The organism is Pseudanabaena sp. Chao 1811 (assembly GCF_027942295.1).
Lineage (GTDB): Bacteria > Cyanobacteriota > Cyanobacteriia > Pseudanabaenales > Pseudanabaenaceae > Pseudanabaena.
The window spans coordinates 389,258-414,788 of record NZ_CP101416.1; the positions used below are offsets into that span (position 1 = coordinate 389,258).

Genomic DNA, 25,531 nt, shown 5'->3' on the forward strand with positions numbered 1-25,531 from the left:
ATGTTTTATTGATAGTAGTTCGATTTAATTAAATGAAGTGACATACTTCGAATGAAGTGACATACTCCGCATGTCACTTCATGATCACCATCTTAAATTTCGTCGTCAATCCCTAATTCTCTTAATTTTGCTGCCAAGCGATCGGCTCGTTGTTTTTCGAGTTGAGCTTGTTGTTCAGCCTGTGCCAATTTTTGCTTTTCCTGTAATAGTTGTTCTGAGGCATCCTTGAGATTTGTGAATTTCTTGCCATCAGGGAAATAAAGCTCTAATTGTTCGCCACTGAGATCAAAGCGAATCCCTAATCTAGGGCTAATCCAACCATCAATGGCATCGATTACCTCTAGCTCATTGCCTATGCGTTGCCAGCCTGTTAACTCGACATCACTAGGATCATAAAGATAACCCAAGTTGCTACCTATTAAAAATCGGCTCAAAACAAGTTAAAAACAGCCTCGCTAAGTCCAAAATGACGCTATTTTTATATAAAAATCTAGCATTTTTTATTTTAACTTTAGTATTGAATGAATAGGTAGCAACTTGGGTTAAAGATAATATTCCTCAACGCCATAGCGCTCGTAAAATTTCAGTTTCTTTGCCATTTCACTGGTTCTATTACCCGGAGAAAGAATCTCGAAGGCAACTTGAGGGGCAATACCACCCTCGACCCATTGCATATAGGAACCACGTCTGCCCTTCGGTCTACCAAATACCACCATCGCATCGGGAGCCGTGCGAATTGTATTATCTCCTTCAATGGGATACCAGAGTAAATCGCCTGCAACAAATACATTAGGATCGTTCGCAAAGAGACATTCCAAGTTCTCTTTAATCATTACAATCCAGTCAAATTGCTCAGTATTGTTGCTCATCGGCAGCCCATCATCGTCAGGATAAATAACCCAAGTTGCTACCTATTAAAAATCGGCTCAAAACAAGTTACAGCCTATTGAGGGAAAGAGTAGTACAAGATAAGCTAGGATAGCAAAACCCAAAAGAGAGTAAAAAATGGCACCTTACTCACTAGATCTCAGAGAAAAGATCGTAGCAAACTACGAAGCAGGAAATACATCGATTCGGGAAGTAGCGAAGCAATTTCAAGTCGCGACGAAAACAGTGCAAAAACTACTGAATCAATACCGAGAGACAGGAGAACTAAACCACAAACCATTAGGTAGTCCAATCAAAAGTCCCCTCGAAGCGCATCAGGAGAAAATCCTCGAAATTGTCTCAGAGCATCCAGATTGGACACTATGGCAGTACTGTGAAGAAGTAGCAGAACAAACAGGAGTATCAGTGACCACAGGCAGCATGTGCCGATTTTTCCAGAGGCATAACATCACTCTAAAAAAAAGACCTATCGCCATGAAAAGGTAAAAAGTGAGGCAGTACAACAGCAAAGATGTGAATTTTGGGAAGCATTGAATGAAGTGAAAGCTGAAGATCTGATTTGTATTGATGAAACGGGAGTATGGCAGGGGATGGAACGCTCTGTGGCAAGAAGTGAATGTGGCAAAAGAGTATTCAGTCTTCGTCCCTTTTACAAAGGTCAGAAATACACAATAATTGGCGCTATTTCAGTTGATGGGATTGTTTGCCTGAAAACGATTCAGGGTTCTATGAAAGGAGCAGATTTTCTCACCTTTGTCCAAGATGACCTAGTACCTAAATTACGTCCTGAGCATAGGATCATCATGGATAACCTCAACTGCCATAAAGTTGAGGGGGTCGCAAAAGCAATTACAGCGACAGGTGCTAAGATTTTGTACTTACCCACCTATTCTCCTGATTTTAATCCAATTGAGATGATGTGGTCGGTTCTCAAATATTTTATTAGATTGCTTAGACCTCATTCTCAAAAACTACTTCAGCATTTAATCAACGTTTTCCCTTACTTGTTAGAAAAAGATTTCTTCAAAAATTGGTTTACTAAGTGTTGTTACTGTACTACTTAATCCCTCAATGGACTGTAAAAACAGCCTCGCTAAGTCCAAAATGACGCTATTTTTATATAAAAATCTAGCATTTTTTATTTTAACTTTAGTATTGAATGAATAGGTAGCAACTTGGGTTAAATAATTTTTTGAGAAGGTGGCATTTGTAAAATCATGGCGCAACCTCAAAAATGTTTGGTTATCTTCTAGGGAACCAGATTTTTTACGGCAAAGCTGCACTATAAAAAATCTGACTCCTTATTTTACTGCATCTCTCTTAAGTAGCTCATCATAGTTAAACCCTAGAAGCGTGGGTTGCCCGCTTTGCGGGCAACCCACGCTTCTAGGGTTTAGTACAAACTAGCAACATAGGACGCATAGCCGTTATACATTTGCGTAGCATAGCGATCGCCTGTTCCTAACATTTTTTCACTTGCCTGCGACCAGCGTGGATGCGGGATATTCGGATTGACATTAGCAGCAAAATCATATTCTTCGGGAATACGAGTGTTCCAAAATGTGGAAGGTTGGCGATCGCTAAATTCGATTTTCTCAATGGACTTGATACTCTTGTAACCATATTTCCAAGGCAAAACTAATCGAATCGGAGCGCCATGCTGTTTGGGTAATTCATGACCGTAAATACCAACAGCCATAAAAGCCAATTCATTCATCGCTTCTTTGATCGTTAATCCTTCCGTATAGGGCCAAGGCTGATTATGCAAAATCTGTCTGCTTGCCTGTTTAGTACGAAAAAATGTGGTGAACTTGACATGAGTAGCATTTGCTTTCGGTTCCACTAACTCGATTAATCGCTTTAAAGGGAAGCCCATCCAAGGTACTGCCATTGCCCAAGCCTCCACACAGCGATGGCGATAGAGCCTCTCTTCGATGGGCATTTTGGCGATTAAGTCCTCGATCGCAAATTTCTGAGGCTTCGCTACTAGTCCCGTGACTTCTATCGTCCAAGGATGGGGCTGAAATTTATCCACATATTTCCATACATCTTTGTCTCCACTGAATTCATAGAAGTTGGTATAGACAGCCGCGCTATATTCTTCCGTAATTGGGCGATCGAGGGTAAAGGCAAGGTTGCGAGAGGCTGTAATTGCTTTCAGTCGTTCATTAGATATCTGTTGCTTGACGATCGCTTTTTTCTCTTCGAGGGTTTGACAACCTGCCAGCAACCCGATCATGCTTAGGCTCCCTAAACCAGTACTCTTTAAAAATCGGCGACGATTCAGGTACACCGATTCTGATGTGGCTTGACTCTCGGGCAGAAACCAATCAGGAAGAATTTTGATCAAGGTCATGGTTATAATTCCTAAAGCAATTTGCGATGAAACCTGCCAAAGCTTGTACTAATCTAATGAAATCTCCGCCGAAGGCGGAGATTTCATTAGATTGCTGGAAAAGCACTATATTTACCATTATGAACCGAGAAGATTTGCGATCACTAGAAATTGCCAACTATCCAGTTGCAGGAGTTGATGAAGTTGGTCGAGGTTGCCTTTTTGGTGAAGTGGTCGCCGTAGCAGTAATTTTGCCTATTGAGAAAATGGCATATTTAGCAGATTTAGGCGTAACTGATAGCAAAAAACTGTCGGCATCAAAGCGTGAGCATTTAGACAAGATCATTCGTGAAGTAGCGATCGCCTATGCAATTGGGACTGCCTCAGTTGCAGAAATCGATCAGATCAATATTCTCGCCGCAAGTTTGTTAGCTATGGAAAGGGCAATTTCTCAACTTAACCCACAGCCCAAGCATTGCTTGGTTGATGGTAATCAGCCTTTACGCTTTCAACTAATTGCGCCTATTCCCCAAACAACCGTAGTTCAGGGTGATTCCTTATCAATTTCTATTGCGGCGGCGAGTATTGTCGCAAAGGTGTGGCGCGATCGCCAAATGATCGAACTTGCCAAAACCTATACAGGATATGATATTGCTACGAATAAAGGCTATGGAACTCCTAAGCATCGAGAAGCGATTAAGAACCTTGGTTACACCGATCTCCATCGTCAAACATTTAAGATACGTGCAGCAAAATAATTTATAGGTTTTTAGAAGTTGCAAAGCAACTTCTAAAAACCTATAAATTATTCTCACATTCCTGAAAAGCTAAACGTAAAGCTCCTAAAGTCTTAGCGATATCATCAGAACTATACATTCCTGTTTCGTAGACTTCGTTGGTAAGGGTAAGTTTATAAAATATCCATCCTTGCCCATTAGTAACAATTCCCAAAACATCAATCTCTTTTCCTACTTGCCGATTTTCCCATTGACAAGCTTGCATTTCTACTAAGCATTGAGCTAAACCCTGCTCAAAGTCATCGCGTTTAGCCTCGACAATACATAGGAATGGTGTATCTAAATAGTCTTGCCTAGCGGCAATTAAATAGTCAGCATTGCCAATTAAAATATCACTTTCTATTTTGCCGCCTTTCCATATTTTGAGTTTGTCAATACTATCCATTGCTTCTTCGCAAAAAGCATCGATCAGCAGCTTTTTGGATTCCTCATAACTCCGCAAATCGAAATTGCGATGTAAGCGCTCTAATCTTTTGATAAAAAATTCGCTAGGAGCGATCGCTAAATCTGGTAATTCCCAATGGGTTAAAGTTTTGATACCTAATTGCTTATAAGCAGATGCTAGATCAAAGCTAGAGAAGCTCTTTTTTTTAGGTTTTGATGGTTTAGTCTGTTTCATATAGATGTAACTTGCTATCTTAAGGTTTGCCTACATCCTAACTAATGTGAATGATGGCAAGCCGTAGCTTTGCCTAAATTATGCTTAGTCTCAAGTTTTTGGTGTAAGTTTTGGTGCAAGATTTACACTTTGTAAAGTTATAATTGAGCGTTAGCCCCAATAACTATGTAGACATTAATAGATAAATATGGCAGAGGTTACTTTTTTTAACGCCCTCAGAGAGGCGATCGATGAGGAAATGGAGCGCGATCCAGCCGTTTATGTTCTAGGCGAAGACGTGGGGCATTATGGCGGCTCCTACAAAGTAACCAAAGACCTTTACAAGAAATACGGTGACTTGCGCCTCCTCGATACCCCGATCGCCGAAAACAGTTTTACAGGCTTAGCGATCGGTTCAGCCATGACAGGCTTGCGCCCCATCGTTGAAGGCATGAACATGGGCTTCTTGCTACTCGCCTTTAACCAAATTTCTAACAACGCAGGGATGTTGCGCTATACCTCTGGTGGTAATTTCAAAATCCCAATCGTCATTCGTGGTCCTGGTGGTGTCGGTCGCAACCTCGGTGCAGAACATTCTCAGCGTCTTGAAACCTATTTCCAAGCAGTCCCGGGGATTAAGATGGTGGCTTGCTCCACACCTTACAATGCTAAAGGTTTACTAAAATCAGCGATTCGCAACGATAATCCGATCCTATTCTTCGAGCATGTGTTGCTGTATAACCTCAAGGAAGATATTCCCGATGAGGAGTATTTACTGCCCCTAGATAAAGCGGAAATCGTGCGCGAAGGTAGCGATGTCACAATTCTCACCTATTCGAGAATGCGCTATCACGTTCTCAAGGCTGTTGAGACTCTCGTTGATAAGGGCTACGATCCTGAAGTAATTGACTTGATTTCCTTGAAGCCTCTCGATCTGGAAACTATCGTTACCTCCTTGCGGAAAACCCATCGCATTGTCATCGTTGAAGAAGGAATGCGTTGTGCCAGTATCGGTTCCGAAATCATCGCTTCGATCAATGACAATTACTTTGATGAGTTAGATGCACCAATTGTACGTCTTGCCGCTTTGGATGTTCCTACTCCCTATAATGGCGGATTGGAAAACCTAACAATCCCTCAACCTGAAGATGTAATTGCAGCAGTTGAGAAGTTACTAGCTTAGAACTTCACCTATACCAAAAAGAAGATACGTTGCGTTGCGATGTGTCTTCTTTTTTTATGCAAATTAAGCGGCTTGAGCAGATTGATAAATTATTTGATTAGGAACTGAAACCCAGACCCGAAATAGTTCTCCGTCTGGAGTGATCAATACGGCAAAGCCTAGATCGAGGTCTTTTCTAGAAGCTGCGATCGCTTGATCGAGATTGCTATAGGATTGATCAGCTACAAAAGTTTTGCCTAAAAAAACAAGCCCTTGTTCTCGACCAGCAAGGGTAATGACTTCTATGGAACGAGTATCATTTAAGGAGTTGAGGATCATAAACTTGAAGCGATAAAAGAACTTGACTATAGATTTAAGTATCTATTTCTATAGGTGTTTAGACAGCGATCGCTAGTTCCTGTTCCTGTGATGTCAAAATTGATGGCTAGTGATATTGATCACCAACTTCCCTACATTAAAAAGGCTAGTTGCGGTGCGAAGCGTCGCAACTAGCTGAATAGAATCATTTAACCTGTGGACAGACTTTATTAGTGAAATCACATTTGCCAAGGTACGATGCCTGCCAACTAGGAGCAATATCTAATAAATCCCTTGCGCCTGTAATTCCTTGTCCTAGAAATAGTAATAGAGCTAGACAATTGAGAATGATATGGGCTGTCCGCCAACGATCGCTTTTGTCTTTGTAAATATCTTGGGTGATCGCCACAGAAATAATCATCAAAATTGCTGAAGCAACACCATAGTAATAATGGGAAATAAACCATTGGCGATCGAGTCGATAAACCTCTGGCTGACAGCCGATCACAATCAATCCCATACTTGTCAGTCCCGCAAAGACCACTTTCCAAATTGTCACTTTGCTCCGACAAAGAAATGTCATTGATGCGGTAGTCACGATAAACATCACAGCAACAAAGACAACTCGCAATGGATCTGTTGTTAAAACATCTTTCGCAATCATTTTGGAGGTTATGGCAAATGCCAAGCCTATTAATGCTACGCCGACAACGGCAATACTCAACCACAGTCCAGTTTCTACATGTTCAGAACCAACAACTGGCGGGATTTTACTCTTTTCTCCAGCTTTAGTGATGAGGCGACGCTGACGCACAAGGATAGCGCGATTGACGACCATGCCAATTAAGGGAAATACAATGACAACTGCGATCGCAGGATGTAATAAAGCAAAGGCATCTTTTAAATCCATAAAATCCTCGTAATATCATAAATGCGAGCGAGTCAGTTAGCGGAACTGCCTACTCTCTGATATGGATAATATAGAGCTAATCAATTACATGATTTGCTGACCAGTTATCGGAATGTTGGGATTTGAACCCAAGACCCCCACTACCCCAAAGTGGTGCGCTACCAAGCTGCGCTACATCCCGTTGCATTTTTGATGCTTTCCTATCATAACATAACTGTTAGCAAAATTTGCATACTGACAAAATAAATTGCTCAAATATTCTCTAAGTAGCTATGCTTAATTAAATATAAAACCCCAAAAGCTATAGCACACGCTGCGCGTGTGCTATAGCTTTTGGGTACTTACTTGCCCAAATTACGTTTGAGGCGCTCAAGCTCTTCATCCATCTCCCAACGTCGAAATGTTTCTTCTAGCTTGTCATTAGGATCGCGGAAGGGAGGCGTGTAGAGATTATCCCAGTTTAAGGGTGTGCTAGCAGGAGATTTTGCCTTAGCAGCTTTGGCAGCCTCTGCAATTTTAGCTTGCACCTCCTTACGCCGTTCTTGGATTTGAACTTGCAAGGATTGGCTATCGATCGCCCGTTTTTTAACTAGTTCCATCTGCGCCCAGATTTGATTACCTTGACGCAAGAGTGCAGCTTCTCGCTCTTTAGCTAGATTTGCTAAATCTGGACGATCAAAGGATTCCGCCTTGACGGTGCGATCGTGCCAGACACGGATCTCTTCGGCTATTTCCAGAATGCGATCCTGTAGATTTTTTTCTTCTTGCTTAGAAGTAATAATTAATTTCGCAATTTCCTCTTCTTGCTGGCGTAACTTATCTTCGAGGATTTGCAATTCGATTTGGGGATTATTGCGAATAAACTCCTCTAGACGAGTTTCTAAAAAGCGAGATATATCCTCTAGTAACCCCATATATTTTCCTTAGCTAGTTAATTTTTGAGATTTTTTAGAACTTCTGTCCAACCAATATGGTTTTAGTTTCTCTACCCCGTTTCGCCACAATCTCTTGTTGACTGACACGGGCTAAGACCCAGCCTGTATTGCCGATCGCCTTGCCTAGTCCAATGGACTGGACTGAACCGTTCATATCAAACATGGCTGTCGAGCGATCGCCCAAGTCCAGAACACCGATTAATGTATATGATGGCACAGGAGCCGCCGCTTGAGTAGATACAGCGTTTGGTCTGGCATTGGCTGTAGAGTTAGACACATCAATTGAGTTGCCCGATGTGACAGGTGGTAAGGCGAGGGGCGAGGGCAGATTGCCACTATTGGAATTATTGAGTGTCGGTGGTTGATAGACAGGCACATACATCGGTTGCTGTATCCCGTTCATCAAGGGATTCGTGCCAATCGGTAGAGGCATCGTACCCGCTAAAGGAGCTGCCATTAGAGGAAGATTGCTGCCAATATTGCCATTGGAATTAGCCGCGATCGCCCGATTTTTATCAACGATATCTGACAACATTCGCTTAATTTCGTCAGCAAAGGGTTTATTGTCAGGAGTATTTTTAGTATTAGCGGTGACAACGCTAACTGATTGTCTGCCTAACCAAATGCCATGATTCACTGTCCACATCACTGCGGCGAGCAGGGCTGAGCTACAGGCAAGAATTAATAAAATGCGATCTAGTAAACTTGACTTTTGAACTGTGGGGTCAGGTGGGCTAGGCGGAATATTGGACGGTGGTTCTGGATTCCGCATAATGTAGGGTTGAATCCAGAGTACATCTTGCTTAGAAATGGGTGGTAAGGAGATATCAGCAAGATTTAGCTTTGTAATGTTAACGGTGTCTTTGGAGGTGGATATGTCTTGGCTATTTGGCTCAAATTTTGATATAGCAACTATGTCTGAGCTTGAAGAGGTTGCAGAAGCATAGGGAGCTGACTTTTTAGGTTGCACTTTTGGGGATTTAGATCCCTGCGATCGCTTTTTAGCATAATCAACATGAAGAGTACTTTCCACCTCCCCAAATAAATCATCCATTAAGTGATCAACGTTGTCCGTATAGGCATCAACGTCTTGAGTTACATAAAACTGATTTTTATCTGTGTTTTGCATCATATGCAGACCTTATTCACTCCATTATTCACACGCACTCACCACAAAAACTGCCATACTCAATAAAGTGCTGTTGGAATAGCTATCTTAGCCAAATCAGAATACTTGAAAGTTGTCTCGAAAAAAATAAGAAAAAATAATACTGGTAAGTGATACCACAGATCAGCCCTTAACGCTACAACTTTAGGTTAGATTGCGTAAATCTTTTTAAATCATTTTAAGTCGTTTATACAGTAAAGGCAGCGCTGAGCGCTGCCTTTGGTCAGATTACAGAGGCGATCGCGCCCTCCTTCTGTGGTACAGGGGGTTAAATTCTTACTAGATCTGGATATACGGTTAAAACTTCATCATTGGTGAGTGTATAGTTCTCCGACTGAGGCTCCCACAGGATTTCTACAGCTAAGAGGTTATCTTCAGGTACAGAACCGATCACTGATAGAGCTGCTTGTAAATCTTCAGAAGATCTCAAGGTGGGTAGCTTAGTGAGGGAATCACCTGCGACTGCTAATAGCATGGTCACTACAATATATTCGCTAGGATCTTCGAGACTCAGACTACCCTCACTAGGTAGAGATGCCGCAGTTTTACCCTGTAGCACGCGCCCACCGACATTACTTAAAGTTTCCGCGTTAAGCTTGCTACGCTCAGACATGACTAAACTATTAAATTTTTGTTCAGCAAGGGCAAACTTGGTGTTTTCGCTACCGCTACTAACATATACCCAATATTCAGGATGACGCATTAGGGAAACAGCCGTTTCGCGGGTAACGGTGGCTAAACCTTCGGAAGAAGATGTATCAGACTCCAGAGCCAAACGGGTTAGCTCTTGTTGGAGCGATCGCGCAGAGGCAAGGAGCCCAACTTGGATTTTGGCAACGCTCACTTTGCTGTCCATGCCTGTAATACCTTCGCCATCACCACGACCACGAAAGGCTTGCATGATTGCGCCTGCAACAATTACCAATAGCAATAGGGTAAATAAGCCGCCACCCATGCCACCACCAAAAAACATAGGTAAGAAGAAAAATCCACCACCACCATTGTTGTAGTAGGGAGTGGTACTACCACTATAGTTAGGGTTCGATGGTGCAGAGCGGCTGGGAGCAGATTTGAAAGAGCTACCGCCAATTCTGCCACCTGAACGCTTAGCAAAAGCTTCGTGGGCATTACCAAAGATTGTCATTGCTACTAGGGATATTGCAACCAGTGATCGCGTCCAGACCTTAACGTTATTTTTCATCTTTTTCATAAATTCTGGGCTAAAAATTTTCATAGGTAAAAGCGACATAACTAAAAACTTGTCTATAGATGTTCTAACCCTATTTTAACTCTAGTCAAGAGGTCTAGGTTTTGAAGTGAGTTATTGGAATTAAATGTAGGACGAGTTAGCGATCGCGTAACCCATCATATTTGTTTAATTGGATGCGTTAGTGCAACGTAACGCATCCTACAACTAAAAACTTGCTAGCCAATCCATCACGCGATCGCCTAAAGATACTCCATCGAGACGATCAATTTCGCGTACACCTGTGGGACTAGTGACATTCACTTCCGTCAGATAGCCGCCAATCACATCGATACCCACAAATATTAAGCCATCACGCTTGAGGGTGGGGGCAAGTTGAGTACATATTTCTCTTTCGCGATCTGTAATATCCACTTGCACAGCACTACCTCCTGCTGCCATGTTGCCGCGAAATTCCCCTGATTTTGGAACTCGATTTACTGCACCAATGGGTTCGCCATCAAGGAGAATAATCCGCTTATCACCCAATTGAGCATCGGGCAAGTATTCCTGTACCATTACAGGGGTTTTACCAATATTGGTACTGATTTCGATTAGGGAGTTAATATTGCGATCGCCTGTTTCTAAAAATAGAATTCCTTCACCACCTTTGCCACCCAAAGGTTTCATCACGGCTTTTCCTTCCGTTTTCACAAAGTCGATAATTGTCCCTTTATCAGCAGTGACGATGGTTTTGGGAATCGCGCCTGTAAACTGCAAAGCATACATCTTCTCATTTGCCGCACGAATGCCTTGTGGGGAGTTGAGAACTTTAGTCTTCAGAGGATCTACATAATCGAGAATATAGGTAGCATAGAGATATTCGGTTGTCACAGGTGGATCGGGACGCATCCACACAAACTGCATATTCTCTAAGGGTTGAAAAGATCCTGCCGCCACTTCATACCAAGGATTGGGAACTTGCCATTTTCCATTAACAAGGGGAATAGGATGAATCTTGGTCGCTTGGAGAAATGCCCATGCTTTGCCATCTCTAACACTAAGCGTATTCATATCCGTGATAAATACTTCATAGCCCCTGCGACAAGCTGCTTCCATTAGCGCAACACTAGTGTCATGGGCGGGATCGAGTCTAGCGATCGGATCGATAATAAAGGCAAGTTTCATTGTTCACAGCAATTTCATGCTTAGCTATTTTAGCCATAATATAGCGACAGATATCGATCGTCACCTACACAAGTGCATGAAATCTCAAAGATATAGGTGACGCAAAGCGCCACCTATAATCTCCATTAATTAATTAGCGGTCTGAATCCGTGCTTGATCGATACTGCGCCAATTTTGTCCATATTCTCAATGGAGATTTGATTGCGTCCCCATGAGAAATTGGTATGCCAACCTTCAAACTCTAATAGCATTGCTTCAGCAAAACAGGCGAAAAGCTGACGGGCAGGGGCAGTCATATTCACGATTTTCATGATCTTCCAATCAATATCGAGGCTATGCTCAACGATGCCACCATCGATTACATGAATTCCTTCCTCTTTGACAAGGGTAGACATATTTTTGGGATAGCCACCATCAATGAGGATGCAGGGACGCTTGAGGGTGGCGGAATCGATCGCCATTCCCTTTGCCATACTCGCTACCCACACAATAATGTCGGACTGGGGCAAGGCTTCTTCGATACTCAAAACTTTACCGCGACCGAGTTGGGCTTGAAGTTCTTGCAAACGCTCTTGATTGCGGGCAACTAGCAATAGATCTTTGATATTAGTACGTGCATCGAGCCAACGACATACCGCGCTACCAATATCCCCCGTGGCTCCACAAACTGTAACCGTAGCCTTGGCTAAATCAATGCCAAATTTACGACTAGCTTCTTCAATTTGGCGACAAATAATATATGCCGTATGGGTATTGCCTGTGGTGAAGCGATTAAAATCTAGCTGAATATTTCGCACGCTCGACATTTGGCTCAAGTTAAAATTCTCGAAAATAATCGAGGAAAATCCCCCCAAAGCGGTGATATCAATATCATGCTTCTGTGCATGAGCCATCGCGTTAAGGATTTTGCGAATAGCGGTTTTAATTTTGCTACCTGCCAACATTTCGGGCAAGAAGCATGATTCTACATATAGCCCTTCGATCTGCTGACCTGTGGCACTCGTAACTTTGATGCGATCGACGATTTGGGGTGGGGCGCTACACCAAAATTCCAAACCTTGATCGGCATATTCGGGATAGCCTAATTCCCTTGCTACAGACTGAGCGTGTTCAAGACTTGTCAAATGCCCAATGAGACCAAACATCGATTGCGGTTACCAGTTACAGTTGTCAACGAAAATATTTTGGTTTAAACGCGCCATCGGCGCGTTTAAACGGTGAGGTGATTAAGCAGCTACCAAGCCCATTGCAGACATCTTCATAATGTCACGGGTGCTGAAGCCAATTTTGCCAAGACTTTCTCCATATTGGATCATGAAGTCTTCTACTAAAGCTTCCTTTTCCATGCCGAGGACTTTGGCATCGGTTTCAACTTGGTTGAGCATTTTCCAGACGATCGGCAGGTTTTGACGATTGGCTTGCTCTAAATTTGCTTTGGATTGTTCAAAATGCTCTTGCAACCATTCTTCGCCAAAGTTAAGATGCAGGTATTCATCTTTGACTACGCCCTCAGTGATTTTGCGGGCGAAGGGATCGGCGACGGGAATATAAATGTTATAAGCGGCGATCGCAAAACACTCAATGATAAGTGATTGGATTAACAGGCAAGTAACAATATCTTTAGTTGCAAATGCTTTTTGGAAATTGCTATGCAATTCGGCAAAGAATTTCTCAGCAAAGTCCATGTCTGGGGTGACATTGAGGTTTTTACCGCAGGCAGTAAAACCCTTCTTATGACGCTCCTCCATCTTGGCAAGTTTAATCAGATCATTTTTAGATTCGGGCAGTAGCTCCGCTAGTTGGAGATAGTTGCTGTATGCTTCAGCTTCGCCCTCAATGACGATCGCATTGATTCGGCTGTAGGCATCGCGATATTGTTCAGTCTGATAATTGATTTGATCAGTAATCGCTACAGCTTCGAGTGTTTGCCCCATGTTTTGCCTCTTTCAGTATCCCTGCTCAATAAAAGTTAATCTCTAGCTATTTTATGCTAAGTGGCACTGTGCAATAAAATTAAAAGCCAAAAGAGGGTTGTGGGGCAAAGTCCCACAACCCTCTTTTGGCTTTTATAGCTACAGCCTGTTGAGGCTTAAAGTAGTCCAAATAAATTCTTGAAAGCGTGGCTTTGCCGCGCTTTCAAGAATTTATTTGGATTTCAAGTCAGCACAAAGCGCTGTATATCTCCTAAGTATTTTCAGGATGCTGCCAATTCTTTTAGGTCAGATGCAGAGTAGATGCTGTAAGTGACTTACCCTTTCTTTATTGCGCGTCAAGGCGCTAAACTGAAGATTGTCCCTCAACTCGTGGTTATGGCAAGTTTTCTGTTAGAAGTTGGTACTGAAGAATTACCCGCTAGTTTTATCGTCGATGCTTTGCGCCAATGGCAAGAGCGCATCCCTAAAATTTTAGATGAACACCAACTAACTACGAGCAAGGTCAGTGTCTATGGTACGCCCCGTCGTCTTGCCGTGCTAATTGATGGTTTACCTGTGCAACAAAGCGATCGCAGTATCGAGCTGAAAGGACCTGCGGTAGGTTCTGCTTTTGTTAAGGGAGATCCACAGGGTGAACCAACTAAGGCTTTATTAGGTTTTGCCAAGTCCAAGGGTATTGATCTCAAAGATATCTTTATTAAAGAGACTGACAAAGGTGCATTTGTTTTTGCTAATCAGCAAATTGTTGGTCGTCAGACTGCGGATATTTTGCAAGAGCTAGCACCATCTTGGATTACAGGACTCGAAGGTAAGCGCTTGATGCGTTGGGGCAATGGCGATCTCAAGTTTCCCCGTCCGATTCGTTGGTTAGTTGCCCTGTTCAATTCCAAAATTTTACCGATCGCCTTAGAAAATGTGCAGAGCGATCGCCTGAGTCAGGGGCATCGTGTCTTGCATCCCCGCTCAGTTGTGATCGACACCGCCAAGGACTATGTGGCGACTTTGCGTGAAGCCTTTGTCATTGTTGATGGCAAAGAACGTCAGCATCATATCCTCACCCAAATTAATAGCATTGTGGAGCTATTTAATGGAAATGCGGAAATTCCTGAGGATTTGCTCGAAGAAGTTACCTATTTAGTGGAATTTCCCACAGCAGTTATCGGTGAATTTGAGCGTGAATTTTTGGAATTGCCTCAGCCTGTGATTAAAACGGAAATGGTGAGCCATCAGCGCTATTTCCCTGTGCATTCCGCCACTAATCCCGATCAATTATTGCCGCGCTTTATTACGATTTCCAATGGTAATCCTGACAAGTCGCGGTTGATTGCCGCAGGTAATGGGCGGGTAATTCGGGCGCGTCTTTCCGATGGCAAATTTTTCTACGATAGCGATCGCGCAGTGCATCTAGAAACCTTCTTGCCACTTTTAGAAAAGGTTACTTTCCAAGCCCAGCTTGGATCGGTTGCCGAAAAGGTGGAAAGAATTAGAGCGATCGCTAAATTAGTGGTTGACTCGATTACGAATTTAGAAATTACTGAAGCCGAGCAAGTACTAATTGATCGCACTGCTCAACTTGCTAAAGCCGATCTGGTGACGCAAATGGTCAAGGAATTTCCTGAACTGCAAGGTCAAATGGGTTACTACTATGCTCTCTCTAGTAAGGAACCTGTGGCGGTTGCTACAGGTATTCGTGAGCATTATCAACCCAAAGGCGCAGGGGATGCCTTGCCAACTTCTTTAACGGGCAAGATTGTGGCGATCGCGGATCGTATCGATAGCCTCGTTGGTATTTTCGGTTTGGGCATTATCCCTACTGGTTCGTCCGATCCCTTTGCCCTGAGGCGTGCGGCTACTGGTGTTGTCCAAATTGCATGGGAAAACGGATTTGCGCTGGACTTACCAAAACTGCTGCAATCGGCGATCGCCATTTATGCCGACAAGAATTTGCTGGCGAAACCTGCGGAAACTGTGTTGGAAAATCTCTATAAATGGTTTAAGCAACGCTGCGATACGATTTTGTCCGAGCGGGGCATTGATTATGACCTTATTGATGCGGTTACGGGGACTGATGATCTCGCCTATACCCTGCAAGGTTTGAGCAATCTCACTCGCATCAAAGAACGCGCCCACTTCCTGCAACAATCTCGCGAAGATGCCACCCTTGGTGCGATCTATGAACCAATTGTGAGAGCTTCTCGCCTTGCAGTACAGGGTGATCTAGATAGCATCACCGTTGATGTTAAGTCGGTAGTTAATTCTGCTACCTTGACCGATGCTGCGGAACAGGAACTTTATCAGGCGATCGCTGCTTTGCCAAGTCAACCCAGTGATGAGCAGTTAATGGAAGGTATTAAGGCGATCGCGCCTGTACTAGCTAAGTTCTTTGATGATGTGTTAGTCATGGCAGACGATCCACAAGTGCGCAAAAACCGCCTCAACCTCCTCGGCATTATCCGTAACTACAGTCGTCAGTTAGCCAACTTTAGCGCCATACTTAAGTAAAAGAAGAGGGGATGCTTTGCATCCCCTCTTCTTTTACTTGCCTAATTTCGGCTTACCACTCTATGCCTTCTTCTTTAAAGAGCTTTCTGATGAAATCTTCCTTTTCAATTTTTAATTGCTCAATCTTTTGAGTCTGTTTCATAATCCATTCTTCATGCTTACGGATATCTTGCCCATAGTTCCCATCAGGTTTATTCAGATAGGATTGAATTTTAGTCTGATGTGCAAGCACTTCAGCTTCTGCATAATCAATCGCCATTATGCAGTCACAGATGCGCTCTTCAATATATAGAACCCACTCTTCAATTGGCTTTAGTTCTGTAAATAATACATCTATGGTTTCATTATCTAATTGTTCGATTGCATATCCATAGAGAACTCTCTCTTCAGGAGCAACAAACAAGTATTTATATTTGATGCCTCTTTGGATATACCAATGATCATTTTTTTTGAAGTAGTGATTGAAATTTGCATCCCAATCGTCACCCAACCCTTTTTCAATAGACCACTGATGATCAGCCTCTAAAACCTCTTTGTCACCATTTTGATATTCACGAATTCTGTACCATTTTTTAGAAAAGTTTTTTGAATTTGACCAAGACATATACTGATTGCCTTACATCTTCGAGAACTAAACCCAATGCGAAATTCTACAGACTATTTAGGCTTTGTGTATGTGTAGCTGTAGTTGCTCAAAATCATGACATAAAACCCGATAGAGAGTTGCGGCACGAAGCAACGCAACTCTCTATCACTGGCAAGGGAGTAGTACAGATAAATTTTGAAAAAGTTGGCTTCGCCAACTTTTTCAAAATTTATCTGGGTTTTAAGAAAGCGCAAAGTGCTATAGCACTTTGCGAAAAGTAAATTTTTCAATCCATGCATCATTAGTTTCTGGTAGATCAAGTTCCATATTCGTAAGAGGGGAGAGGCAAATGATATATCCCACTGAGGTTAAGTTCCCTTCACTGTCATAGTCATCTAAGTCCAATTCGAGCATTTCTTCTTCATATCTTTCATACTCTTCTTCGTCCAATGTTCCCATAAAGGTTGGACTTGCAGGATAAGCATAGATATTCACTTCGTATAAATCTGGTGGTACATCGATAACTTGAAAAATCATAAAATCTTCTCTAGGTGGTTTCCCAGAAATTGCATGGGCAACATCTTCGGCAACACAGCTACATAACAAGATTAATTTGCCGCAGGGAATGTTCAATTTCCAAGTGAGTCGCGCACACCAATCCTTCTCTTCTTGAGGTGTTAATTGTCCAATTACAAAAAGTGTTTTGTGATCTAGAGCGCAATCACTCTCAAAAAGAATAGGCATACAAATCCCCTGCTCCAAAATAGGAGCGATATCATCAGATGAGCCATTTAAAACAAGCTCAGAAAACTGACTGGGACTTAGATCGCTACCACCTAAACTGGCTGAGGTAAGCACATATCCATGACCATCACAAAAAAAATGACTAGAAATAGGTATGCGCTGACTGGACAGATTCATCTTTTCTATCTCCTCTAAATACTTTCCTATAGAAAGTTTATGCATAAACAACCAAAACAACAAATTGATAGCGACAATTTAAAGAATTTTAATGAGTTGGGAACGGCACTTTACCCAAAATCTTGCCATTGAGATCAACTGTATAAGTCAGTGATTTCTGAAAATTTGTCACTGTGACATTCCAACCGTCAAGTTTCTTCGTTGGTAAACAGGGGGTATTGGGTGGAGCCGTGGGACTAATGAAACAATTGAATCTTTGTTCAACTTGGGTAATGCTGAGATTGGCAATGGGTTGTTGCAAGTCTGATTGGGCTGCTTTGAATACTAGGCGGGCGATCGCTGTTGGTAGCTCATCGGTGCGGGTAGGCAGTCCTGCGATCGCTTCGGTGCGAAGGTTTAAGGCATCATTACTAATGCGATATATTTGCCTTGCTTGCGACTTTCCTATTACTGTTACCCGATAGCCTTGAATAATTTGCTGGGCGCAGGATTCTGCCAAATTCCCTAACCCTAAACAGCTATCAGGAAAGTTTTGAGGCTCAACTTTGGTAATTAGTACAACGGAGGGTGGGATTTGCAGATGTTTACTGGCAATACGCTTGATTTCGTTACGCACCTGATTTGGTAAGCTCCGTTCAATCGCAGGATTATTCCGTGCAATCAATTGTATATCTTCGGCTGTTTCACCTTGAAGCACCCAACTTTGGCGTTGATGGGGAAGGGTGATTTTCCAGCCTTGACGAACAACGGGATCGCAAGGATAGGGAGCCGAGATATTTTCACAACCGCTTGCCCAAGTTGTTTTTGTAGAAACAATCTTAGTTAGTTGGGGTTGTTCAGAATAGCCCCATTCTTTTGCTAGGCGAGTCGCTGCGGTGATCATTTGTGGTGGCGGAACTTCTTGGGCAGGTTTTCCTACAGTATGGACGTTTTGCCCATTTTTTTGCATCAAGACGATAAAGATTCCATCTTCTGTAGCGAAATAAACTAAGCTTTGATGCTGATCGGCGATCGCAATTTTCCAGTGAGCTGGAGCTTGGTACATCCAGATATCGCCCTTACCGATGCGCTCGACTTTAACAACTTTTGCTGTGTTATCGAGTTTCTCTTTGGCGATCGCTTTTTTAAGTACCTGTTGGGCGATCGATTCCGCTTGTGGCGTAGCCAAAATTTGTGGATTAGCAACAGTAGGCTGTAAAGGAATTAGCGAACTAGAAAGAAGCAGACATCCACAAAGAGTTGATTTTATTAAGGCTTGGGGAAAGAAATGTTGCAGCATAGGTATTGAGATAGAAATTTCAGTAAATCTTGTAATTTCAAGTTAACCAATAAATATCAAGACTGAGGATTGAGTTACAGTTTTAGCAACAAAATAAGTTTTTAATTATGCCCAGCTACTTATCAATCTGGATAGGGATCGGGGCGATCGCCTTAATGAATAAATCCGAAGACTCAGACTTGAGTTATCGATTTAGAAACAAGTGGAAAATTTAAGAGCGTATTAAACTCGACAAAGATTGGGCGATCGCTAGAATCAACGTTCCAGAATTTTGCGAATATTAGGAAGGGCGGATTCAATTAAGGATTGAGAGGCGATCGTTTGCTGCCAACTTTCTCGTTGCGCGAGGCGCTCTGACCAAGCTTTTAAGCGAGGATAGTCATCTAGAGGTAGCGCAGGAATTAATGTGCCAGCCACAGCTTCCGCAAGGGTAAATTCTTCTTTGGCAAAGTGAGTTCGCCCATCGAGCAATTCTTCAAAGAACTGTAAAACGCTGGTTACTCGCTGTTGTGCCGCTTCAATTTTTCCAAGGTTCAACTTCTAATACACACTTTGCTTGACAGTCTCCCTCATGTGTACCTGTGGTCATAATTTCTCGAACTATTTCTCTATATAGTTCATAGCGTTTGCCATCTTCGGAATATCATTCTACAAATTCTTCAAAGCTTATACAATCTCTATTGACTAATCCGCTTGCAACTAATGATTGGATCATGGCAACACCTATAAACTCTTCGGCTCTGATTGCTTAGTATATTTTTTTAGGGCAGATTTCAGGCGAATATGTTTAGAAATGCGATGAATTGTATTGCTTGAGAACACGACCCGTACTAGTAAACGAAATTCCTTGAGCAGAGGCAGTGCTAATCATGATGGCTTCAACTACGGGGGCATATACCTTTTTCTCCGCAGTCCATTCAACAATAAAATTTGCGCCTGCACCTCCAGCAACATCATCTGTTTCAATAAACACCTCAGTAGAGGCAAGGGGTTGTAATTCCACAGGTTGACTGATGTATTGCCGAACCAATTTTCCCTTTGTGTCGTAATAACGCACCGAGGCGATCGCAATGGAATTATTCAGGTCAGTATTGCGAATGCTGAGGGTAGCTGATAGATTTAGCCCTCGATCGGGACTATTGTTGTGATAAATATGCGAGTAGATTGGCACATAAATGAGCTGCCCTGACACTACCTTGGCGCGATTAATCACTGTAGTTTTAAGCTGAGTTAAAGGATTAGTAGAGATATCCTTTCTTTGAGATAAATTTGAGGGAGAACAGGATGTCAATGCGATCGCTATGAGCAGTCCACTAACTGATAAATATGCTTTCATTTTCACTAAACCGTAGGATTGAAATATCACTCTTAATAAACAGTGCCTTCACTTTGCAATAGAACTGCACAGGCTAGAGATATTGAGCTAAAGTAGAGATAGGCGGCTCTATGTTGTGTTCTTCAGTACAAAGAGCATAAAGGCATAAATCTATGAAAGCATTATTAGCAGCAGTTACATCTCTTGGGGTGATGTGTTCATTTGTGGGAACAGCGATCGCAGATGTGTCGATTAGTATTAGATTCGGCTCAAGCCCATCGTACAATTCCTATCGAAGTTATCGATCCTATCGCTCTAACATCTATCAGCCAACATATCCTAGCGTTCCTTATCAAAACAATCATTATGATCATTTTGATCGCTACAATCGGAATATTAATTCCTCAGTCATAGTTCCTAATCTATATCCATCTTCTAGCTACCATAGAAATTCTTGGAACTATGCTGTACCAACAATTATTCACCGATCCAACTCCTTTGAGCGTCACTATAGCAATCATCAAGGTGATCGCTACATTATCGAAAAACGGATAATCCGAATTAGATAAATACAAAAAAGAGCCTACATGTAGGCTCTTTTTTCGTTAGACAGGCTGTTTGATATTTTCTTCGCCTTGGGTAATGGTGATCGATTCAATGCGATCGCCGACTTGGATTTTTTCGACTAACTCCATACCATCAGTCACATAGCCAAATACAGCGTAGGAACCATCGAGAAAGTAAATATCATCAAGGGCAATATAAAACTGACAGGAAGCAGAATTAGGAGACTGAGATCGTGCCATCGCGATCGCACCTTTGTTATGACGTAACTTTGGTTTTTGGGTGGGGGGTAAGATTTCACCATAGACAGGTTGCTTTGCCCCATCAGGAAGAATTTCGAGGGGAATATATCGAGTCTGAGATGTGACTGGATCTACAAAGTTACCAGTACCATTACCGAGTGGATCACCACCTTGAGCCACAAAAGGAGTAGGTTCTTTCACTACACGATGAAAGGTTAAACCATTATAGAGACCACGTTTAACCAAGTCTGCGAAGTTACCTGCGGTCAATGGAGCATTAGTACCATCAAGATCAATCTTGACAGTCCCTGATTTTAGTTTTAGTTCTACTGTCGCCTTACCTTTAAGTTGTACAAATTTCGCAAGGGCAGCTTCCAAAGAATTTGGACTGGCGCTAGGTGAAGCATCAGCAACTTTGGTAGGCGATGCCTTAGCAGTAGCAGTCGAGGACGCAGAAGCACTTGGTGATGCGCTTGGTGATGCACTAGCGGAAACACTGCTACTGTTACTACAACTAGTAAGTAGAATGCTGATTGCCAAAAAACAACTAAAAATCCAACGAAACATTTTTACACCTTAATAATTTCAGTATTAATTTAAAACCAAATGCAGCATTTCACACCACAGATGATCAACAAGCTTGGAGATGCTTAACTGATGTTTAACTTTAGACGCAAAAAAAGGCTCCGAGGAGCCTTTTTTATTTATAAACCTTCGAGGGGTACTGATAAAAACTTAGCAATCTCGGCAGCTCGATCTTCAAGGACATTCAAGGCGATCGGTTGACCAACCTCAGAAAGAGGCAAATCACCTCTGCCCTTGACCCGCAAATATAGCGCTCTCTTTGGATTTAAGCCTTCGCGAATCTCTACACGCACTGCCTGTACATCCGCAATATTGTAGGTAAGCTCAATGTTTTTGCTTTGGCTACGTCCACGACGGAACAATGTTACCTTGCCATTATTGCGATCGAACTCGTTGTAGCCGCTACCGTAATCAACAGCAATAACGTATAGCAAATATATTTCTAGCAAAGTACCAGCAATCCCATAAAAGGAAAGCGCCAATCCTTGTGGCACAAAATCCATTTCTAAAGGCTGGGAAAATGGCAACAAATTAATTTTTAAGAAGCTAGATAGTCCTGCTAGCAAGAATCCCAACGCACCTATGGCAACAATAACCGCAAAGCCATAGTTACTAACGCGTCGTGACCCAACAATGTCATATCGCAGAACATTGGATTGAGATTTTGTAGTTACCATCGGTTGAAAAAATATAAAAAAAATTACGACATCTAGAAAAACAGTATATAGCGGCTTGCAGCTTCTCGCCAAATATCCGACAGGTTCTAAGCTATGATGCAAAGGATTTGCTAAGCAATAATTCGCAGAGTATCCTACATACACAAGCACCTCAAGGCTGACATCCCGACTGTCACTTATTGTTACTTAATAATTCCCAATTAATCGTGAAAAAATCACTCAACTATTCTCTAAAGCAAAGTATCCTAGCCGCGATCGCCGTTAGCTGTGTTTCCGTTGTATCTGCTTGCCAACAACCACCCGCACCTACTGAAACTGCGGCGACTCCTGCTTCAAGTGCTAAACCTACTGCTACTGCTTCGGCATCTCCTAGCACCTCTGCATCTCCTAGTGCTAGCCCCTCTCCAAAATCTACTGAATCTGCTTCAAGCACGGGCAGTACCAATCCCGCTAGCCTTGATAAAGTCGCAGGTGAATATAAAGTTGTTTTAGATCCAAAAGTTTTAGCTGATGCTGAGAAGGAAGGCGTTAAGTCTGTAACTGGTAAGTGGACAATTAAAGCCGAAGGTAGTTTTGAAGCTACATTAAAAGCAGTTTCGACTAAGGATGAAGTTCAAGAAATTAAGACTGCTGGCAAGATTTCGATCAAAGATGGCAAAGTTGTCTCTCAGGTTGAAACTGTTAATGGGGAAAAACCACCGACAGCCCCTCCTGAACAGCCCTACACCCTTTCTGCTGATGGTAAGGAATTACAAGCTGATGGTCAGCCTGTAAAACTAGTTAAGCAATAGTTTTGTGAAGGAGCAAAGACATTAAAGATATAAAAACATCAAACATCTTTGCTTACAGCGCTTTGCGCTGTCATAAAACCCAGTGAAATTTTTGCAAGTGCTGCTTTGCGGCACTTGCAAAAATTTCACTGGGTCTTTTAGCTATACAAGGTGCTTATGTACAACAGTTTTTATTCATCCCACGATCGCATTTATAACTTTGAAGAATTGGCTTTTCCCACCGCAGGAGTGGAGTTTAGTTGTAATCATTTGGATGATTTATCTGAAAATTTAGAAATTAAGGGCGATCGCCTCAAGCGTCCCTACATTATTTTTAATATGGTTTCGAGTGTGGATGGCAAAGCCACAACCTATGCAGGTAAACTTACAGGATTTGGTTCGCGCCCCGATCGCAATTTGATGAAGCGGTTGCGATCGCAGGTAGATGCAGTCTTAGCAGGTGGTGGCACATTACGCCATGATGCTTTTATCCCCACATTGCCCCCAGAACTCCTAGAAGAGCGCCAAAAGCATTTTGACAATCCGCAACCCCTTGGCATCGTAATTAGTAACTCAGGTGATCTGCCTAAGGAACATCGATTTTGGAATGCTGGTAGAGATTTACGAATTGTTTTACTAGGTGAAAATGCGTCACCTGAAGCATGGCTGTACGAAAAGGCACAGGTTTTTAAATTTCCAGTTCAAGACCAGAAAATAGATTTAAATCAAGCTTTATCAATGCTATTTGAGAAGTTTGGCATTAAGCGACTGTTGGTAGAAGGTGGTGCATCTTTAAATTACTCCTTGATATCTCAGGGCTTTGCCGATGAAATATTTCTAACCCTATCACCACATATAGTAGGGGGTATGAAGAACATGTCGATTATTGCTGGTGAAGACTATGGTATGGGCGGCGGCGATTTACCCAAACTCAAATTGCGATCGCTGTATCATCATGATTCAGAACTATTTTTGCGATATCAATTTGATCGTTAAGTATGGCTACTGTTGCCCTAGCTGCGTTTATCCTGTTGCGAGTAGGTTTCTGGCTATTCGCGCCCCCAAATCCCGATGAAGCTTACTATTGGCTTTGGGGACAGCATTTAGATTTCTCCTACTATGATCATCCACCGTTGCAGTCATGGTTACAGGGATTAATTACTGCTTGCTTGGGCAAATCTCTATTTACTTTGCGATCGCTAAATGTCATTACTAATGGCATTTTTTTCTATACCTATTACCAACTGCTCCAATATCTCTATGGCGATCGCGTCAAGCGTTATATCTGGTGGATAATTCTCGCCATTTTCGCATCTCCTCTCTACAGCATCATGTTGTCATTGGCATGGCATGACCATGTGGCAATTACCCTAACCTTGATGGGCGCTTATTTATGTATAAGATTTCTCGATGAATATCTGATTGATGGCAAAGGCTCAAGTTGGCGACTATATGGCAGTGCGATCGCTTTATCCTTAGCGCTGATTACGAAATACAATTCCCTCTTTATGACCTTGGGATTGTTAGTTGCGATCGCGACGCATTCCCAATTACGGAAGCTATTTAGAGATATCCGTTTGTGGTTATGCGTGGTGATAGGAGCAATTGTCTTTACCCCTGTTTTCTATTGGAATTACAGTAATAATTTTCAATCATTTCGCTTTTATGCAAGTCGTAGCGTTGATAGTGGCTTGCCAATCATGCGCTTGCTAGAGCCTTTAGGATTTATTGGCATTTCTCTATTAATGCTTTCTCCCTTTGTGGCATGGTTGTTGTGGAAAGGATTTAAAGAAAAATTGCCACTTCAGGAAACAGTTTATAGACATATTGCCTTGTGGACATTTGCCGTACCCACATTTCTACTAATCGCAATTTCGCTAATTTCTACAGCGCTTTATTATTGGAATATCCATGCCTACCTATTGCTATTTCCATTGCTACCATTAGCTCTAGAATCTAGACCACAGATAAAGTCGCATCGATTGCAAGTTTTCTATGGAGCGCAAGTTGCTGGTTTATTATTTACCGCTTTCTTTGTTTGGAATTCCTCTGTATTTCCTGTGAGTGCATTGTTTGGCAAAGATGGAGATCAAGATGGACGGATGTTATTTGGATGGAGTGAAGTTGCATCAGAAGTGCAAAAGATTGCAAATACTTTGCCAGAGAAGCCCTTGCTAATTACTTCTGATTATCGTTCAGCCGCTGCCCTTGCCTATGAGATGAATAATCTTAACGTCACAGCATTGTCTAAACGCATTAGTCAATTTACGCTTTGGAATTTACAGAATGCAGCACAGCAAAAGGGTAAAAATGCAATTTTCATCTCTGATCAATGGTATCCACTTACTGAAGAAGCGATCGCCCATTTCGAGAACATCCAACCCATTAGTAAAGTAGCAATTACTAGATTTGGTGTGTATTTGAAGACTTACGAAATTGCGATCGCTCAAAACTATCAACCCTAAAAATTAGGCAGCACAGTGCGCCCACTTGGGTAAACATAACGCGAGTTCGGGATAATTTGAAACGGGATTTGAGAGAGGGTTGGCGTAGCCAACCCTCTCTCAAATCCCAAAAGTAAAAGCCTTGCTAAGCAAGGCTTTTACTTTTGGGATTTTAAAATTTGCCAGCTTAACCCGCACTGACGTTAACCATACGTGAGTTCGATAAC

General features: G+C 42.3%; 26 protein-coding genes, 1 tRNA gene and 2 pseudogenes. 9 read left to right on the forward strand and 20 right to left on the reverse strand.

Annotated elements, in window-relative coordinates:
• Positions 1–92 precede the first annotated feature (92 nt).
• A complete protein-coding gene (locus tag NMG48_RS01760) occupies positions 93–407 on the reverse strand; it encodes a hypothetical protein (protein ID WP_271253737.1) in 315 nt (104 codons plus the stop codon).
• 138 nt (positions 408–545) lie between these two features.
• Positions 546–869 (reverse strand): annotated as a pseudogene (locus tag NMG48_RS01765) (Uma2 family endonuclease); the annotation flags it as partial.
• Positions 870–1,005: 136 nt separating this feature from the next.
• Between NMG48_RS01765 and NMG48_RS01770 the strand changes: the two are divergent.
• Both NMG48_RS01770 and NMG48_RS01775 read left to right on the forward strand, forming a co-directional pair.
• Entirely contained in the window at positions 1,006–1,374 is a 369-nt protein-coding gene (locus NMG48_RS01770) for a helix-turn-helix domain-containing protein (RefSeq protein WP_271251623.1), read from the forward strand.
• Positions 1,375–1,403: 29 nt separating this feature from the next.
• Positions 1,404–1,952: pseudogene (locus NMG48_RS01775) on the forward strand (transposase); the annotation flags it as partial.
• A 329-nt stretch (positions 1,953–2,281) separates the two neighbouring features.
• On the opposite strand, the gene msrP reads toward NMG48_RS01775, so the two are convergent.
• Positions 2,282–3,244, reverse strand: a complete 963-nt coding sequence (gene msrP / locus NMG48_RS01780) for a protein-methionine-sulfoxide reductase catalytic subunit MsrP (protein ID WP_271253738.1) — start codon at positions 3,242–3,244, stop codon at positions 2,282–2,284.
• Between the two features lie 119 nt (positions 3,245–3,363).
• Between msrP and NMG48_RS01785 the strand changes: the two genes are divergently transcribed.
• Positions 3,364–3,981, forward strand: coding sequence for a ribonuclease HII (locus tag NMG48_RS01785; RefSeq protein WP_271253739.1), 618 nt, complete (start codon positions 3,364–3,366; stop codon positions 3,979–3,981).
• 40 nt (positions 3,982–4,021) lie between these two features.
• Here the strand turns inward: NMG48_RS01785 and NMG48_RS01790 are convergent, their stop codons facing one another.
• Positions 4,022–4,639, reverse strand: a complete 618-nt coding sequence (locus tag NMG48_RS01790; RefSeq protein ID WP_271253740.1) for a hypothetical protein — start codon at positions 4,637–4,639, stop codon at positions 4,022–4,024.
• 187 nt (positions 4,640–4,826) lie between these two features.
• Between NMG48_RS01790 and NMG48_RS01795 the strand changes: the two genes are divergently transcribed.
• The gene (locus NMG48_RS01795; protein ID WP_271253741.1) at positions 4,827–5,801 is read left to right on the forward strand and encodes an alpha-ketoacid dehydrogenase subunit beta; all 975 of its coding nucleotides are present in this window, start codon (positions 4,827–4,829) and stop codon (positions 5,799–5,801) included.
• Positions 5,802–5,864: 63 nt separating this feature from the next.
• Here NMG48_RS01795 and NMG48_RS01800 read toward each other — a convergent pair whose 3' ends face one another.
• The 9 genes from NMG48_RS01800 to NMG48_RS01840 all read right to left on the reverse strand — a co-directional run bounded on the left by NMG48_RS01800 (position 5,865) and on the right by NMG48_RS01840 (position 13,419).
• Positions 5,865–6,119: a hypothetical protein gene (locus tag NMG48_RS01800; protein ID WP_271253742.1), complete on the reverse strand. Its 255-nt coding sequence runs from the start codon at positions 6,117–6,119 to the stop codon at positions 5,865–5,867.
• A gap of 184 nt (positions 6,120–6,303) precedes the next feature.
• Positions 6,304–7,008: a DUF4079 domain-containing protein gene (locus NMG48_RS01805; RefSeq protein WP_271253743.1), complete on the reverse strand. Its 705-nt coding sequence runs from the start codon at positions 7,006–7,008 to the stop codon at positions 6,304–6,306.
• A 107-nt stretch (positions 7,009–7,115) separates the two neighbouring features.
• A tRNA-Pro gene (locus NMG48_RS01810) sits at positions 7,116–7,189 on the reverse strand.
• A 160-nt stretch (positions 7,190–7,349) separates the two neighbouring features.
• A complete protein-coding gene (locus NMG48_RS01815) occupies positions 7,350–7,922 on the reverse strand; it encodes a TIGR04376 family protein (protein ID WP_126387666.1) in 573 nt (190 codons plus the stop codon).
• Between the two features lie 34 nt (positions 7,923–7,956).
• A complete protein-coding gene (locus NMG48_RS01820; RefSeq protein ID WP_271253744.1) occupies positions 7,957–9,075 on the reverse strand; it encodes a hypothetical protein in 1,119 nt (372 codons plus the stop codon).
• 304 nt (positions 9,076–9,379) lie between these two features.
• Positions 9,380–10,345 carry a DUF1517 domain-containing protein gene (locus tag NMG48_RS01825; protein WP_271253745.1) on the reverse strand — a complete coding sequence of 322 codons (966 nt, stop codon included), beginning with the start codon at positions 10,343–10,345 and terminating at the stop codon, positions 9,380–9,382.
• A 180-nt stretch (positions 10,346–10,525) separates the two neighbouring features.
• On the reverse strand, positions 10,526–11,485 hold the full coding sequence (gene gshB, locus NMG48_RS01830) for a glutathione synthase (protein ID WP_271253746.1): 960 nt from the start codon (positions 11,483–11,485) through the stop codon (positions 10,526–10,528).
• A 125-nt stretch (positions 11,486–11,610) separates the two neighbouring features.
• The gene (locus NMG48_RS01835; protein ID WP_271253747.1) at positions 11,611–12,630 is read right to left on the reverse strand and encodes a long-chain acyl-[acyl-carrier-protein] reductase; all 1,020 of its coding nucleotides are present in this window, start codon (positions 12,628–12,630) and stop codon (positions 11,611–11,613) included.
• An 81-nt stretch (positions 12,631–12,711) separates the two neighbouring features.
• The gene (locus NMG48_RS01840) at positions 12,712–13,419 is read right to left on the reverse strand and encodes an aldehyde oxygenase (deformylating) (protein ID WP_169365809.1); all 708 of its coding nucleotides are present in this window, start codon (positions 13,417–13,419) and stop codon (positions 12,712–12,714) included.
• A gap of 375 nt (positions 13,420–13,794) precedes the next feature.
• Here NMG48_RS01840 and glyS point away from each other — a divergent pair, with 375 nt between their 5' ends.
• Positions 13,795–15,921 (forward strand): glycine--tRNA ligase subunit beta, encoded by a 2,127-nt coding sequence (gene glyS, locus NMG48_RS01845; protein ID WP_271255226.1) that lies wholly within the window; start codon positions 13,795–13,797, stop codon positions 15,919–15,921.
• Positions 15,922–15,973: 52 nt separating this feature from the next.
• Here glyS and NMG48_RS01850 read toward each other — a convergent pair whose 3' ends face one another.
• The 5 genes from NMG48_RS01850 to NMG48_RS01870 form a co-directional block, all read right to left on the reverse strand.
• Positions 15,974–16,525 carry a hypothetical protein gene (locus tag NMG48_RS01850; RefSeq protein ID WP_271253748.1) on the reverse strand — a complete coding sequence of 184 codons (552 nt, stop codon included), beginning with the start codon at positions 16,523–16,525 and terminating at the stop codon, positions 15,974–15,976.
• A gap of 240 nt (positions 16,526–16,765) precedes the next feature.
• Entirely contained in the window at positions 16,766–17,428 is a 663-nt protein-coding gene (locus NMG48_RS01855; RefSeq protein ID WP_271253749.1) for a hypothetical protein, read from the reverse strand.
• Positions 17,429–17,516: 88 nt separating this feature from the next.
• The gene (locus NMG48_RS01860) at positions 17,517–18,707 is read right to left on the reverse strand and encodes a hypothetical protein (RefSeq protein WP_271253750.1); all 1,191 of its coding nucleotides are present in this window, start codon (positions 18,705–18,707) and stop codon (positions 17,517–17,519) included.
• A 255-nt stretch (positions 18,708–18,962) separates the two neighbouring features.
• Complete coding sequence (locus tag NMG48_RS01865; protein ID WP_271253751.1) at positions 18,963–19,244, reverse strand: glutathione S-transferase family protein; 282 nt, start codon at positions 19,242–19,244, stop codon at positions 18,963–18,965.
• Positions 19,245–19,494: 250 nt separating this feature from the next.
• Positions 19,495–20,043 (reverse strand): DUF3124 domain-containing protein, encoded by a 549-nt coding sequence (locus NMG48_RS01870; protein WP_271253752.1) that lies wholly within the window; start codon positions 20,041–20,043, stop codon positions 19,495–19,497.
• A gap of 152 nt (positions 20,044–20,195) precedes the next feature.
• Between NMG48_RS01870 and NMG48_RS01875 the strand changes: the two genes are divergently transcribed.
• Positions 20,196–20,591, forward strand: coding sequence for a hypothetical protein (locus NMG48_RS01875; protein WP_271253753.1), 396 nt, complete (start codon positions 20,196–20,198; stop codon positions 20,589–20,591).
• A 36-nt stretch (positions 20,592–20,627) separates the two neighbouring features.
• On the opposite strand, the gene NMG48_RS01880 is transcribed toward NMG48_RS01875, so the two are convergent.
• Positions 20,628–21,395 (reverse strand): peptidylprolyl isomerase, encoded by a 768-nt coding sequence (locus tag NMG48_RS01880; protein ID WP_271253754.1) that lies wholly within the window; start codon positions 21,393–21,395, stop codon positions 20,628–20,630.
• A gap of 137 nt (positions 21,396–21,532) precedes the next feature.
• On the reverse strand, positions 21,533–22,090 hold the full coding sequence (locus tag NMG48_RS01885; RefSeq protein WP_271253755.1) for a photosystem I assembly protein Ycf4: 558 nt from the start codon (positions 22,088–22,090) through the stop codon (positions 21,533–21,535).
• A gap of 206 nt (positions 22,091–22,296) precedes the next feature.
• On the opposite strand from NMG48_RS01885, the gene NMG48_RS01890 reads away from it, so the two are divergent.
• The 3 genes from NMG48_RS01890 to NMG48_RS01900 all read left to right on the forward strand — a co-directional run bounded on the left by NMG48_RS01890 (position 22,297) and on the right by NMG48_RS01900 (position 25,325).
• Positions 22,297–22,881 carry a hypothetical protein gene (locus NMG48_RS01890; RefSeq protein WP_271253756.1) on the forward strand — a complete coding sequence of 195 codons (585 nt, stop codon included), beginning with the start codon at positions 22,297–22,299 and terminating at the stop codon, positions 22,879–22,881.
• A gap of 156 nt (positions 22,882–23,037) precedes the next feature.
• A complete protein-coding gene (locus tag NMG48_RS01895) occupies positions 23,038–23,856 on the forward strand; it encodes a RibD family protein (RefSeq protein WP_271253757.1) in 819 nt (272 codons plus the stop codon).
• A 2-nt stretch (positions 23,857–23,858) separates the two neighbouring features.
• Positions 23,859–25,325, forward strand: coding sequence for an ArnT family glycosyltransferase (locus NMG48_RS01900; protein ID WP_271253758.1), 1,467 nt, complete (start codon positions 23,859–23,861; stop codon positions 25,323–25,325).
• The last annotated feature ends 206 nt before the right edge of the window (positions 25,326–25,531 follow it).